The following is a 12,671-nucleotide window of genomic DNA, read 5'->3' on the forward strand; positions in this document are numbered from 1 at the left end:
TACCAGTGGGGACGGGCCGGACTAGAATCCAGCGTGAGGCGCGGAGACGCCGCGCCCGGCCGGGAAAGGCAGGAAATTGCCATGGGCGGAGTAGTGCATTTCGAAATCCCCGCGGACGACCGCGGACGGGCGGCAGAGTTCTACCGGCAGGCCCTGGGCTGGACACTGGAACCGGTGCCGGGAATGGATTACTACACCAACGTGACCACCACGCCGATGGACTCCTCGGGCAGGCCAACGGAACCCGGAGCGATCAACGGCGGCATGATGGACCGGGAGGCGGACCTGGCCTCACCCGTCATCACCGTGGACGTCCCGGACATCGATGCCACCCTCAAGGCCGTCGAATCGCTGGGTGGAGCGGTGGTGCGGGCCAAGGAAACCATCCCGGGCATGGGCCACTTCGCCTACTTCAAGGACACCGAAGGCAACGTGCTGGGGCTGTGGGAAAACCTTCCCGCCAACGAAACCGGCGAGGCCGGCCAGCCGGCAGGGGGCGCCTGAGGCTCAGTGCATCCCTGACACGGACCACAGTGCCAGGACGGCAAGGGGGAGTGTCAGCAGCACCGCCACGATCCCGGCCAGCGCGAAGCCGCCCCACCTGACGGGGACGTTCAGAACGCGGAGCCGCTCGTGCCACAGCAGTGTGGCCAGCGATGCCCACGGGCTGACCAGCGGCCCAAGGTTGACCCCGATCAGGAGCGCGGCAAGCCGGGCGGGGGAGTCCGCCACGGGCTCCAGGGCGAGGTAGGCCGGCAGGTTGTTGGCCACGTTCGCAGCGCCCGCCCCAACGCCGGCCAGCTGAAGGAGCGCGGGAAGGTCTTCCCGGGAACCTGCCACGCCGTCGAGCAGGGCGGTGAGGCCGTTGGCATGCAGGGCTTCCATCAGCATGAACAGCCCGGCCGTCAGCATCAGGGGCCGCCACGGCACCATGGACCACTTCAATGCCGCCGGCCGGCGCCATGCGAAGACAGCCATGAGGAAAGCCGCTGCGGCAAGGGCGGGGTACTGGACCGGCAGGCCGGACACCAGCGCCGGCAGCAGCACCAGCAGCGTGGCCGCGGCCATCGCCAGCAGGGTCCGGTCCCGGGCCGGGCGGACGGGCCGTGGCCGGTACCGCCCCCGGAGGTCGCGCCGGAACGCCAGCCACAGCAGGACAAGGGGGACCAGCAAACCCACCACTGCCGGTGCCCACACCAGCCCGGCGAACTCCACCGGGCTGAATCCCAGCCGCTCCTGGGCCAGCAGGTTGGTCAGGTTGGAGACGGGCAGCAGCAGCGAGGCCGTATTGGCCAGCCAGATGCTGGTCAGGGCGAACGGCAGCGGCGGAATTCCGGCATGCATGGCCAGGAGGACCACCACCGGCGTCACCAGCACCGCGGTGGTGTCCAGGGACAGGAACACCGTGGATACGGTGGCCAGCGCGATCACCAGCAGCCATAGGGTAAACACCCTGCCCCGGCCCAGGGCTGCGAGCCTTCCGGTCACGGCCCGGAACAGCCCGGCCTCGTCCACCAGTTCGGTGACCAGGGACATGGCCAGGACAAAGCCCAGGATGGGCACCGTGCGTCCGGCCAGCTCACTGAACGCCGGCAGGGGGAGTATGCCTGTGGCCAGGGCTGCCAGGCCTGCCGCCAGCGCGGCACCGGGCAGCAGGTAACTGCGGGCAGCCTTGGCCCATGCGAACTGCTTCACCGCCTTATCGTCGCACCCCCGGCCGGGTGGCGCGTGCAGGAAGCGGTAGCTTTATACCTATGAAGTACGCCCAGTCCATCCTGGACCTCATCGGCAACACGCCGCTCATCAAACTCAACCACGTGACCGAGGGCATCAGGGCCACCGTCCTGGTGAAAGTTGAGTACCTGAACCCCGGCGGATCCATCAAAGACCGCATCGCGGCGCAGATGGTCGAGGACGCCGAACGCGAAGGCAAGCTGCAGCCCGGCGGCACCATCATCGAACCCACCTCCGGCAACACCGGCGTGGGCCTGGCACTCGTGGCACAGCAAAAGGGCTACAAGTGCATCTTCGTCGTCCCGGACAAGGTGGGCGAGGACAAACGGGCGGTCCTGCAGGCGTACGGCGCCGAAGTTGTGGTGACGCCCACCGCCGTGCCGCCGGACAGCCCGCAGAGCTACTACGGCGTCTCGGACCGGCTGGTCCGCGAAACGCCGGGCGCCTACAAACCGGACCAGTTCTCCAACCCGGCAGCGCCGGGCAGCCACTACAAGACCACCGGTCCGGAGATCTGGCAGGATACCGACGGCAAGGTCACCCATGTGGTCATCGGGGCAGGCACCGGCGGCACTATCACCGGCACCGGCCGCTACCTCAAGGAGGTTTCGGCGGGCCGTCCCGAGTCCGACGGCGGCGTGGTCCGGATCATCGGAGCGGATCCGTCGGGCTCGGTCTACTCGGGCGGTACCGGCCGGCCGTACTTCGTCGAGGGCGTGGGCGAGGACATGTGGCCGGCCAACTATGACAAGACCATCCCGGACCAGGTCATCGCCGTCACCGACGCAGACTCCTTCGCCATGACCCGGCGGCTGGCCCGCGAAGAAGGATTGCTGGTGGGCGGCTCGTCGGGAATGGCCGTGGTGGCCGCCCTGCAGGCGGCGAAGGACCTCCCCGAGTCAGCCGTCGTCGTCGTCATCCTGCCCGACTCCGGGCGCGGCTACCTGGCCAAGATCTTCAACGACCAATGGATGCGCTCGTACGGCTTCCTGGCCGGCGGCGAGGAAACCTCCGTGGGCGAGGTCATCAAGTCCAAGAACGGTGAACTGCCGGACCTGGTGCACATCCACCCCAACGAGTCGGTCCGCGACGTCATCAACATCATGAACGAGTTCGGCGTCAGCCACATCCCGGTGCTCTCGCAGGAACCCCCCGTGGTGATGGGCGAGGTCCTCGGCGCAGTGGACGAACGCACCCTGACGGCCAAGCTCTTCCGCGGCGAAGCCAAACTGACGGACAAGATCGCCGAACACATGGGCCCCAAGCTGCCCGTCATCGGATCGCTGGAAAGCATCTCGGCAGCCCGCGAGCTGCTCTCCGACGTGGACACCGTCATGGTCACGTTCGTGGGCGCCCCCATCGGCATCCTCACCCGGCACGACCTTCTGGCGTACCTCAGCAACTAATCCCGGCGGTTGGCCCGGCCGCCTGCGGTGGTTGGGCCTGTCGAAACCAGACACACGAAGGAGCACCATGTCCCTGCAGGAAAACCAAGGTTTCAACACCCGCGCGGTGCACGCCGGCCAGGCCTTCGAGCCGCGCACCGGCGCCGTGGTTCCGCCGTTGCACTTCAGTTCCACGTACGCGCAGGACGGCATCGGCAACCTTCGTGCCGGCTACGAGTACGGCCGCGGCGGCAACCCCACCCGGGACGCCCTGCAGGAACAGTTGGCGGCACTCGAACTGGGAACCCACGCCTACAGCTTCAGCTCAGGCCTGGCCGCGGAGGACGCCCTGATCCGGGCCCTCACCCGGCCCGGTGACCACATCGTGCTCGGCAACGATGCCTACGGCGGGACGTACCGACTGATCAGCCGCGTGCTGGGTGACTGGGGCATCGGCAACACCCCGGTGGACATGGCCAACCTGGACACCGTCCGCAGCGCCGTCGCCGCCAACAAGACCCGCTTCGTGTGGGTGGAGACCCCGTCCAACCCCCTGATGAAGATCACGGACATCGCCGCGCTCGCGGAGATAGCGCACGACGCCGGTGCCCTCCTGGTGGTGGACAACACCTTCGCGTCTCCCTACCTGCAGAACCCGCTCGCCCTGGGTGCCGACGTCGTGGTCCACTCCACCACGAAGTACATCGGTGGCCACTCCGATGTGGTGGGCGGCGCCGTCGTGGTCAAGGACGCGGAACTGGCGGAGAAGATCGGTTTCGTGCAGTTCGCCGTGGGTGCGGTGTCCGGGCCGATGGACGCGTTCCTCACCACCCGCGGCCTGAAGACCCTGGGCGTGCGGATGGACCGCCACAGCGAGAATGGCCAGGCCGTGGCCGAGTGGCTGCTGGAACGCCCCGAGGTGGAAGCCGTCCTGTACCCGGGCCTGCCGTCCCACCCCGGCCACGAGCTGGCCAGGAAGCAGATGCGGAGCTTCGGCGGCATGGTGTCGGTGCAGTTCAAGGGTGGCGAGGCGGCTGCCCGGAAGGTGGCCGAATCCACTTCGGTGTTCACCCTGGCCGAGTCCCTGGGCGGCATCGAATCGCTGATGAACTACCCATCCGAAATGACGCACGCTTCGGTCAAGGGCACTGAGCTCGCCGTGCCGGTGAACCTGCTGCGCCTGTCCTGCGGCATCGAGGACAAAGAGGACCTGGTGGCTGATTTGGAGCAGGCTTTCGCCTCGATCCCGTAGTCTGGCTTTCTTGAAAGAAGTCAGCTAGCCTTTCGGGCATGCCCCTTCGATCCGACTGGTCCCGCCGAAACTGCAGCATGGCCCGCGGCCTGGACGTCCTGGGCGACCCCTGGACCATCCTGGTCCTCCGCGAGGTCTTCTTCGGCAACGGCCGCTTCGATGCCATGAAGGCCCGCCTGGAGGCGGCGGACTCGGTGCTCACCAAGCGCCTTGCGGGCCTGGTCGACGCCGGGCTGCTGACCAAACAGGCCTACGACGACGGCGGCCGAACCCGCCAGGAGTACGTCCTCACCTCCAAGGGCGAGGACGTACTCCCGGTACTGAATGCCGTGACGATCTGGTCGGAGAAGCACCTGCCGGCGCCATCGGAGAAGGCCCACATGTTCGTTGTCCATTCGGACTGCGGGCAGCGCACCACGTCCGCCGACACCTGCACGGCCTGCGGCCAGCAGCTCACCGCCGCCAACACCAGCTGGCACAGCCAGACACGGTCCGCCACGCCCCTGGCCCTTGCCACCGCCAGCCACAACGGAACCGCGGCCTGAGCACCCTGCCCGACGAAGCGGCCGCCCCCGACGAGCAGGCGGCCGATGCCCCGGAACGCCCCAACGGCGCGGAGCAGGCACGTCCTCCCCGCCGGCTGCACCCCGCCTGGATCGTGGCGGCCGTGGCCTTCCTCGCCCTGGTGGGCGCAGCAGGTTTCCGGGCAGCCCCGGGTGTCCTCATGGTCCCGCTGCAGCAGGAATTCGGCTGGAGTACCACTGTCCTGTCCGCGGCGGTCAGCATCAACCTGGTCCTGTTCGGCCTGACGGCACCGTTCGCCGCGGCCCTGATGGAACGCTTCGGCGTCCGGGCCGTGACGGCGACGGCACTGGTGCTGATCGGCATGGGCAGCGCCCTCACCGTCCTGGTGAACCAGTCCTGGCAGATCCTGCTGACCTGGGGACTGCTGATCGGCCTGGGCACCGGCTCCATGGCACTGGTCTTCGCCGCCACCATCGCCAACACCTGGTTCACCAGGAGCCGCGGCCTGGTGATCGGCATCCTGACGGCCGGCAGCGCGGCGGGCCAGCTGGTCTTCCTGCCGTTCATCGCCATGCTCGCACAGGACCCGGGCTGGCGGCAGGCCTCGCTGCTGATCGCCGCCGGTGCGCTTGCCGTGGTGCCGCTGGTGCTGAAGTTCCTCAAGAACTCGCCTGCTGAAGCCGGCGTGCTGCCCTTCGGCGCCGAACCTGCAGCAGCACAGCCACCAACAGCACCGCATGCACAGCCTGCGGCGGACGCCGGCAAGCGCGCCAACGCTGCCGCCCGCGCCCTGCAGGTGCTGCGCCGTGCCAGCAAGGTGCGTACGTTCTGGGCGCTGGCTGCCGGGTTCGCGATCTGCGGTGCCACCACCAACGGCCTGATCGGCACCCACTTCATCCCTTCTGCGCACGACCACGGCATGCCGGAAACCACCGCCGCGGGGCTGCTGGCCGTCGTCGGGATCTTCGACATCCTCGGAACCATCGCCTCAGGGTGGCTCACGGACCGGTTCAACCCGCGCATCCTGCTGGCCGTCTACTACCAGTTCCGCGGCATCGGCCTGCTGGTGCTCCCGCTGCTGCTCAGCGCCGAGGTCCAGCCCAGCATGATCGTGTTCGTGGTGATCTATGGCCTGGACTGGGTGGCTACCGTGCCGCCTACGGCCGCCATCTGCCGCGAAACCTTTGGTGCGGACGGCAGCGTGGTGTTCGGCTGGGTGTTCGCGGCGCACCAGTTGGGGGCCGCGGCTGCAGCGCTGGCCGCAGGTGCGCTCCGCGACGCCACCGGGCACTACACCTATGCGTGGCTGGGTGCCGCTGCCATGTGCACCATCGCCGCCGTCATCAGTGCCACCATCCGGAAGCACCGCGGCGCCGGACAAGCGCAGGCCGGCGCGGAACAAGTAGCGGCGTAAACGGGGTGCTGGCCCGGCGCGACTAGGCTGGGACGCATGGAAACCACGGCTCCGGTCCCTGCCCGCAACGTCGCGCTGGTGACGGGTGCCGGCCGGCTGGCCGGCATCGGCGCCGGGATCGCCCGCCAGCTCGCGGCCGACGGCTGGGACCTGGTGCTGGCCGGCTGGCAGGACTACGACGGCCGGATGCCGTGGGGGAGTGATCCCGAGGACGAAGTCCGGCTGACCGCCGAGCTCGAGGCCATTGGCGCCCAGGTCCACGTCCTGTCAGCGGACCTGCAGGATCCGGCAGTGCCGGATCGCCTGGTCGCTGAGGCCGTCGAGCTCGCCGGCCCCCTGCAGGGTCTCGTGCTCAGCCACGCCGAGTCCGTGGACTCCGGCATCCTCGATACCAGCGTCGAATCCTTTGAACGGCATTTTGCCGTCAACACCCGGGCCAGCTGGCAGCTGATCGCCGCGTTCGCACGGCAGGCAACGGACGACGGCGGCGCGATCGTTGCGCTGACCAGCGACCACACAGCCTTCAACCTGCCCTACGGCGCGTCCAAGGGAGCACTGGACCGGATTGTGATTGCCGCTGCACGCGAGCTGGGACCCCAGGGCATTTCCGCGAACGTCCTCAATCCCGGCCCCGTGGATACCGGCTGGATGTCCGTCGAGGTGCGCGAGGCAGGAATTGCGCGCCAGCCTACGGGACGGTTGGGAACCCCCGCCGATGTTGCCGGGACCGTGGCGTTCCTGCTGTCGCCGGCGGGCCGCTGGGTGTCGGGACAGCTGATCAAGGCCGACGGCGGCTTCTCGGCGTAGGTGCCCGGGTCTCCTCCCCGACTCCCCTCAGCGGAAGGCGGGCAGGCCGGTGATGTGCTGGCCCAGGATCAGGGTGTGGACCTCGTCGGTGCCCTCGTAGGTGCGCACCGACTCGAGGTTGGCGGCGTGCCGCAGCGGCGGGTAGTCCAGGGTGATGCCGTTGCCGCCCAGGATGGTGCGGGCTTCGCGGGCGATCCTGATGGCCTCGCGGACATTGTTCAGCTTACCCAGTGAGATCTGCTCGGGCCGGATGGTTCCGGCGTCCTTGAGCCGGCCCAGGTGCAGCGCCAGCAGGGTCCCCTTCTGGATCTCCACCAGCATGTTCACCAGTTTCTCCTGCGTGAGCTGGTAGCCGGCCAGCGGCCTGCCGAACTGCAGGCGGTCCTGCGAATAGGCCAACGCTGCTTCGTAGGAATCACGGGCCGCACCCATGGCGCCCCAGGCGATGCCGTACCGGGCCTCGTTCAGGCAGGTGAACGGGCCGCGCAGGCCAGACGCGCCGGGAAGCGGCGCCTCGGGACCCAGCCGGACGCCGTCGAACGCTATGTCGCACTGGATCGACGCGCGCATCGACAGCTTCTGCCCGATGGGCGTGGCGGTGACGCCCGGGGTGCCTGCGGGGACCAGGAATCCGCGGACACCGTCTTCCGTCATGGCCCACACCACCATCACGCCGGCCACGGACGCGAGCCCGATCCAGCGTTTGGCACCGTTGAGTATCCACCCGCCGTTGTCGCCGCTGCCATCCCTCGTGGCATACGTGGCCATGGAGGACGGGTCGGATCCGGCCGTCGGCTCGGTCAGCGCAAAACAGCCGATCACCTCGCCGGCGGCCATCCGCGGCAACCATTCCTGCTTCTGCTCCTCGGAGCCCCAGGTGTGGATCGCGGTCATCGCCAGTGAGCCCTGCACGGAAACGAACGTGCGGATCCCGGAGTCGCCGGCTTCCAGTTCCATGGCTGCCAGCCCGTATTCGACGGCGGTCCGGCCCGGGCAGCCGTAGCCCTCCAGGTGCATGCCCAGCACGCCGAGCTCACCGAGTTCCGGCGCCAGTTCCACGGGGAAAACGCCGTCCTCGTACCACCGGGCGATGTCCGGCTTGATCCGCTGGGCCGTGAAGTCCCTGATTCGTTGCCGCAGCGCCAGTTCCTCCCCGCTGAGCAGGGCGTCGAGGTCCAGGATGTCCGAGGTGCCCGCGGTCATGGGGTCACGGGTCATCGCTTCGCCAGGAAGTAGCCGCGGGTGGAGGGCAGGAACCGGCAGACGGCGGCGAGCACCACGCCCAGGGCCAGCAGCACCACGCCGCTGACGAATGCACCGCCGACGCCGAAGATCTGCGTATCGCCGTAGGCCGGGTCCCACATCTGGACGGCAGAGACGAAGAACGCCGCCGTGAGGAGCAGCGCGCCCAGCAGCGGGAGGATGCCACGGAACCACAGGTCGCGTGCCGATTCGCGGAGCGTTCCACGGAAATACCAGAAGCAGGCGAACCCGGTCAGCGCGTAGTAGAAGGCGATGAACAGGCTGATGGCACTGATTGAATCGGCCAGCAGGTTCTCGCTGAGGAAGCTCATGGCCACGTAGTAGGCTGCGGCCGCCGCGCCCATCACCTTGGTGGAGAAGCCGGGCGTCTGGTTGCGGGGGTGCACTTCGCCGAACCTGGGCGGCAGCGCCCCGTGCGTTCCCATGGACAGGGTGCCGCGGGCCGTGGGCAGGATGGTGGTCTGCGTGGAGGACAGCACCGAGGCAAGGACCGCGACGACGATCAGCCACCCCCACGGGCCCAGCACCACGTCCTTCATCGCCAGGAAGACGTCAGCCTGGTTGGCCTCGTTGCCCAGGCCAATGCCGTCGCTGCCAACGGTGGCGTACATCATCACCAGCAGCGCCACCGAGACGTAGATGGCCACCAGCACGAACGCCGAGATGACGGCGCCGCGGCCGGGTGTCTTGGAAGGGTTTTCGGTTTCCTCATTCAGGGCCAGGCAGGTGTCCCAGCCCCAGTAGATGAACAGGGCCAGCAGGGATCCATGCACCACGGCGCCGGGATCCGCGAACGCGCCCACCGGGTTGAACCACTCAAAGTCGAAGGCCTGCCCCTCCGGCGGGCCGGCCGTGATCCTGATCACGATGGCCAGCGCAAAGATGCCTAAAGCTATGTACTGCACGTATGTCAGCACCCGCTGGACGTGCTCGCCCAGCCGGATGCCCCGGTAATTCACGAGGGTCATCAGCACGATGAAGAGCACACCGGTGCCGGTAACCACCAGCTTGTTCTGGGCCAGGGATCCGTCACCGATGAGCAGCCAGAGGTACTGCCCCGCCACCTGGGCCAGGTTCGCCAGCACCACGATTCCGGCGAGGGCAACGCCCCAGCCACCCATCCAGCCAGCCCAGGGGCCGAAGGCCCGCCGCGACCAGGTGAAGGTGGTGCCGCAGTCCGGCATGGCACTGTTCAGTTCCCGGAAGGCATAGGCGATGAACAGGACCGGGATGAACCCGAGCAGCAGCACGAACGGTGTGTAGTTGCCGTTGACCGCCACGATCAGGCCCAGCGTCGCCGCCAGCGAGTACACCGGTGCCGTGGAGGCGAGGCCGAGCATGACGGAGTCGCCGAGGTCCAGGATGCCGGCGCGCAGCCCCTTGGCCTGGACGGCGGTGCCGGACGGGCCGCCCTGGCCTCCCGCCGTCGTCATGTCTGTGCTCATAGGGTGATACCTGCCTTGCTGGAGGAAGTTCCGGCGCCCAGCGGTGCGGGCGCGTCGATGGTGTTCGGTACGAAGCGGCAGAAGTAATCGGTGATGGGTCCGTCCGATTCCCTGATGCCGCAGCCCACGGATTCGCCGTCCACCACCCACAGGCCCAGCACCGGATGGTTGCCGTCAAAGTCGGGCAGCTGCTGGTACTGCTGGTAGCACCAGCCTTCCCGGCCGTACCCGCCGGGCTGTTCCAGGTTGATCCCCGGTGCATGGATCCTGATGTTGTCACCCTCGCGGCCGTGCAGCGGTTTGGCCACCCATTCCTTCAGCGGGCCGGGATTGTCCAGGTAGGCCGGCAGCAGGTTGGGGTGGTTGGGGTAGAGGTGCCAGAGCGCGGCAAGGAGCGCCTTGTTGGAGAGCAGCATTTTCCACGCCGGTTCCACCCAGCGCGGGTTGTGGGCACGCTCCAGCAGACGGTGTCCGAAGGGTTCCTTCATCATCAGTTCCCACGGGTAGAGCTTGAAGATGGTGCTGATCATGAAGTTGTCCATGTCCACGAACCGGTTCAGGTTGGGGTCCCAGCCGATGTCGGACATATTGATGCCAATGGTGGTCCAGCCGGCCTGGCTGGCGGCGTCCCGCATGTAGGCGGCGGTCATCCAGTCCTCGCCGGATTCCTCCACCTCGGAGTGGGCCACGTGCAGGGTGGACATGCCGGTGCGGTACTGGAACTTCTTCCACTGCCGGATCAGCGCTTCATGGATGCCGTTCCACTGGTCCTTTTCCGGGAACACGTCCTGGAGCCAGAACCACTGGGCCACCGCCGCCTCTATCAGGCCGGTGGGGGTGTCCGCGTTGTATTCGAGCATCTTGGCCGGGCCGCCCTGCCCGTCGTAGATGAAGTCGAACCGGCCGTAGACGTCAACGTCGCCGGCCTGGAGCGATTCGGCGGCAAGCTCGAGGGCCTGCGGTCCGATGCCGATAGGGCCCATGGCGCCGGTGGCCAGGAATTTGGCAGCCTCGAGGCACATGCGGTGCATCTCCTCGGCCGTCTCCTCGAGCCGTTCCACCTCAGCTTCGGTGAACTCGTAGTAGGCGGACTCGTTCCAGTACTCGATCTTCCGGCCGTCATCCATGGTGGTGGTGGAAAAGACCAGGCCCTGCTCTTCAATTTTCTGTTTCCAGTCCGGGCGTGGGTTTGACAGCAACCGCTTCACGCTCAGCCCCCCGAACTCTTGCCGCCGCTGGTGCCGCTCTTGGCGCTGGTGCCGAAGCCTCCGCGGCTGACGGTGCCGCCCTTGCTGCTGTAGCCGGTGGAGGCTTTCGCGCCGCTGGGCATGGTCCGGGTGTAGTTCGGTGCCGTGGACCGGTTCTGGCCCACGGCGGGGACGGAGGCGCCGCGGGAGTAGAAGTACCAGGCGTAGATGCCGCCGCTGCGTCCGGCCGAGCTGTTGCAGCTGGCGTCCTCCACGCGTTCGCCGGTTTCGTCGTTGAAACACACCTGGGCGTATTCGGGATCGTCCTGGTTGCTTGCTATGACGGCGGTGATGGTGCCGGCGAGCAGGGCGGTCACGCCCAGGCCGACGACGACGGTGCGCCGCTGGGAGCGCTTCTTCCGGGCTGCTGCCTCGTTCTGCTGCTTCTCCCGGTCCCGGGCGAACGGGTCCACCGGAGTGACGGGTTCATTGAGGAGGTCGGGGCGCAGCTCCGGCTTGGGCACCTGCCACGGAGGAGGTTTGGGGGTATTCTCCCCACCTGGGGGAAGGGCGCCGTCGCCGGGCCGGCCGTTGCCGGCGTTGCTGCCCGGTTGGTTGTCCGGCTCGTTCTTTGGACCTTTGTCGTCTGGATCCATGGCGTCCCCCTCAGTCATCCACGTGAATTGGGCACAGCGCTGCACCCCAAGTTGTGATCTGCACATCAGCGTAGTCCCTGCCGGTGCCCGCTGCGAGCCTGAAACAGGGGAGAACTGCCCACAGCATGGGCCAAAGGGCAGGACCCTAGACTGGAGCCATGGAAACCGCTTCGCTCCTTGCCGTCTGCCGCGTCCACCAGCTCCTGCCGGATGCCTCAAACGTGGGTGTGACGGCCATCGACAAGCGCCCGGCGGAGGGCCCGGTCAAGGTTCACCGGCTGGGACTGACGGGCGACATCCAGGCGAACCGTGTCCACCACGGCGGCCCGGACCAGGCCATTTACGCGTATTCCCAGGCTGACGCCGACTACTGGGGCGGCGTCCTGCAGCGGGAGGTTCCGCCGGGAGAGTTCGGTGAGAACCTCCGGGTGTCCGGCATCGACGCCACCTCGGCGGTGATTGGTGAGCGGTGGAGGATCGGGCTCGACGTCGAGCTGGAAGTGACGTCGCCGCGGACCCCGTGCGCCACATTCCAGCGGAAGCTGGGGGAGCGCCAGTGGGTCAAGCGCTTCACCGACGAAGGGCGCGTGGGAGCCTACCTGCGGGTCATCAGGACCGGCAGCATCCAGGCGGGAGACCACATACACCGCACCTACGTTCCGCGGCACGGTGTCACCGTGGGCAAGTGGTTCAGCGATCCGGACCTGGAGTCCATGGAGGCGCTCCGGGATGCCGAGGCCGACGGCGAGATCAGGCTCCAGCAGCCCGAGTTCGGCAAGAAGTTCGAGGCTTTGCTGCGCCGGCTGGGGCAGTAGCTCCGGGCGGCAGCACCGAGCTGCGACGGGGCCATGTGCGCAACCTCACCGCCGTCGTCGCCGGTTGAATTACCAACGCGGGGCTCGCATACCTTACACTTGAAACATCCCCCACTCCGGAAATCCCTTTTTCCTGCCCAATTGTTGAGGCAGGACTGGCAAGTGTTGGGGCCCGCATCTGACGGGCA

General features: G+C 67.8%; 12 protein-coding genes. 7 read left to right on the forward strand and 5 right to left on the reverse strand.

The window, feature by feature from the left end:
• Positions 1 to 81 precede the first annotated feature (81 nt).
• A complete protein-coding gene (locus OVA06_RS04330; RefSeq protein WP_261619258.1) occupies positions 82 to 504 on the forward strand; it encodes a VOC family protein in 423 nt (140 codons plus the stop codon).
• Between the two features lie 3 nt (positions 505 to 507).
• Here OVA06_RS04330 and OVA06_RS04335 read toward each other — a convergent pair whose 3' ends face one another.
• The gene (locus tag OVA06_RS04335) at positions 508 to 1,695 is read right to left on the reverse strand and encodes an SLC13 family permease (protein ID WP_268156573.1); all 1,188 of its coding nucleotides are present in this window, start codon (positions 1,693 to 1,695) and stop codon (positions 508 to 510) included.
• 59 nt (positions 1,696 to 1,754) lie between these two features.
• Here OVA06_RS04335 and OVA06_RS04340 point away from each other — a divergent pair, with 59 nt between their 5' ends.
• The 5 genes from OVA06_RS04340 to OVA06_RS04360 all read left to right on the forward strand — a co-directional run bounded on the left by OVA06_RS04340 (position 1,755) and on the right by OVA06_RS04360 (position 7,117).
• Positions 1,755 to 3,140 carry a cystathionine beta-synthase gene (locus tag OVA06_RS04340; RefSeq protein WP_056075546.1) on the forward strand — a complete coding sequence of 462 codons (1,386 nt, stop codon included), beginning with the start codon at positions 1,755 to 1,757 and terminating at the stop codon, positions 3,138 to 3,140.
• A 67-nt stretch (positions 3,141 to 3,207) separates the two neighbouring features.
• The gene (locus OVA06_RS04345) at positions 3,208 to 4,371 is read left to right on the forward strand and encodes a cystathionine gamma-synthase (protein WP_056075543.1); all 1,164 of its coding nucleotides are present in this window, start codon (positions 3,208 to 3,210) and stop codon (positions 4,369 to 4,371) included.
• Between the two features lie 38 nt (positions 4,372 to 4,409).
• On the forward strand, positions 4,410 to 4,916 hold the full coding sequence (locus OVA06_RS04350; protein WP_056075540.1) for a winged helix-turn-helix transcriptional regulator: 507 nt from the start codon (positions 4,410 to 4,412) through the stop codon (positions 4,914 to 4,916).
• On the forward strand, positions 4,913 to 6,310 hold the full coding sequence (locus OVA06_RS04355; protein ID WP_442793574.1) for an MFS transporter: 1,398 nt from the start codon (positions 4,913 to 4,915) through the stop codon (positions 6,308 to 6,310). Before OVA06_RS04350 ends, OVA06_RS04355 begins: the two co-directional genes overlap by 4 nt.
• Positions 6,311 to 6,346: 36 nt before the next feature.
• On the forward strand, positions 6,347 to 7,117 hold the full coding sequence (locus OVA06_RS04360; protein ID WP_268156576.1) for an SDR family oxidoreductase: 771 nt from the start codon (positions 6,347 to 6,349) through the stop codon (positions 7,115 to 7,117).
• 27 nt (positions 7,118 to 7,144) lie between these two features.
• Here OVA06_RS04360 and OVA06_RS04365 read toward each other — a convergent pair whose 3' ends face one another.
• Genes OVA06_RS04365 through OVA06_RS04380 form a run of 4 tightly spaced genes read right to left on the reverse strand, consistent with a single transcriptional unit; the run spans position 7,145 to position 11,668 of the window.
• Positions 7,145 to 8,320, reverse strand: coding sequence for an acyl-CoA dehydrogenase family protein (locus tag OVA06_RS04365; RefSeq protein ID WP_268156578.1), 1,176 nt, complete (start codon positions 8,318 to 8,320; stop codon positions 7,145 to 7,147).
• An 11-nt stretch (positions 8,321 to 8,331) separates the two neighbouring features.
• Positions 8,332 to 9,825 (reverse strand): APC family permease, encoded by a 1,494-nt coding sequence (locus tag OVA06_RS04370; protein ID WP_268156580.1) that lies wholly within the window; start codon positions 9,823 to 9,825, stop codon positions 8,332 to 8,334.
• Entirely contained in the window at positions 9,822 to 11,033 is a 1,212-nt protein-coding gene (locus OVA06_RS04375; protein WP_056075530.1) for a glutathionylspermidine synthase family protein, read from the reverse strand. The genes OVA06_RS04370 and OVA06_RS04375 overlap by 4 nt, the downstream gene beginning before the upstream one ends.
• 2 nt (positions 11,034 to 11,035) lie before the next feature.
• Positions 11,036 to 11,668, reverse strand: coding sequence for a Tat pathway signal protein (locus OVA06_RS04380; RefSeq protein WP_268156582.1), 633 nt, complete (start codon positions 11,666 to 11,668; stop codon positions 11,036 to 11,038).
• Between the two features lie 158 nt (positions 11,669 to 11,826).
• On the opposite strand from OVA06_RS04380, the gene OVA06_RS04385 reads away from it, so the two are divergent.
• Positions 11,827 to 12,483: an MOSC domain-containing protein gene (locus OVA06_RS04385; protein ID WP_268156584.1), complete on the forward strand. Its 657-nt coding sequence runs from the start codon at positions 11,827 to 11,829 to the stop codon at positions 12,481 to 12,483.
• The last annotated feature ends 188 nt before the right edge of the window (positions 12,484 to 12,671 follow it).

The organism is Pseudarthrobacter sp. SL88, assembly GCF_026672455.1.
GTDB lineage: Bacteria > Actinomycetota > Actinomycetes > Actinomycetales > Micrococcaceae > Arthrobacter.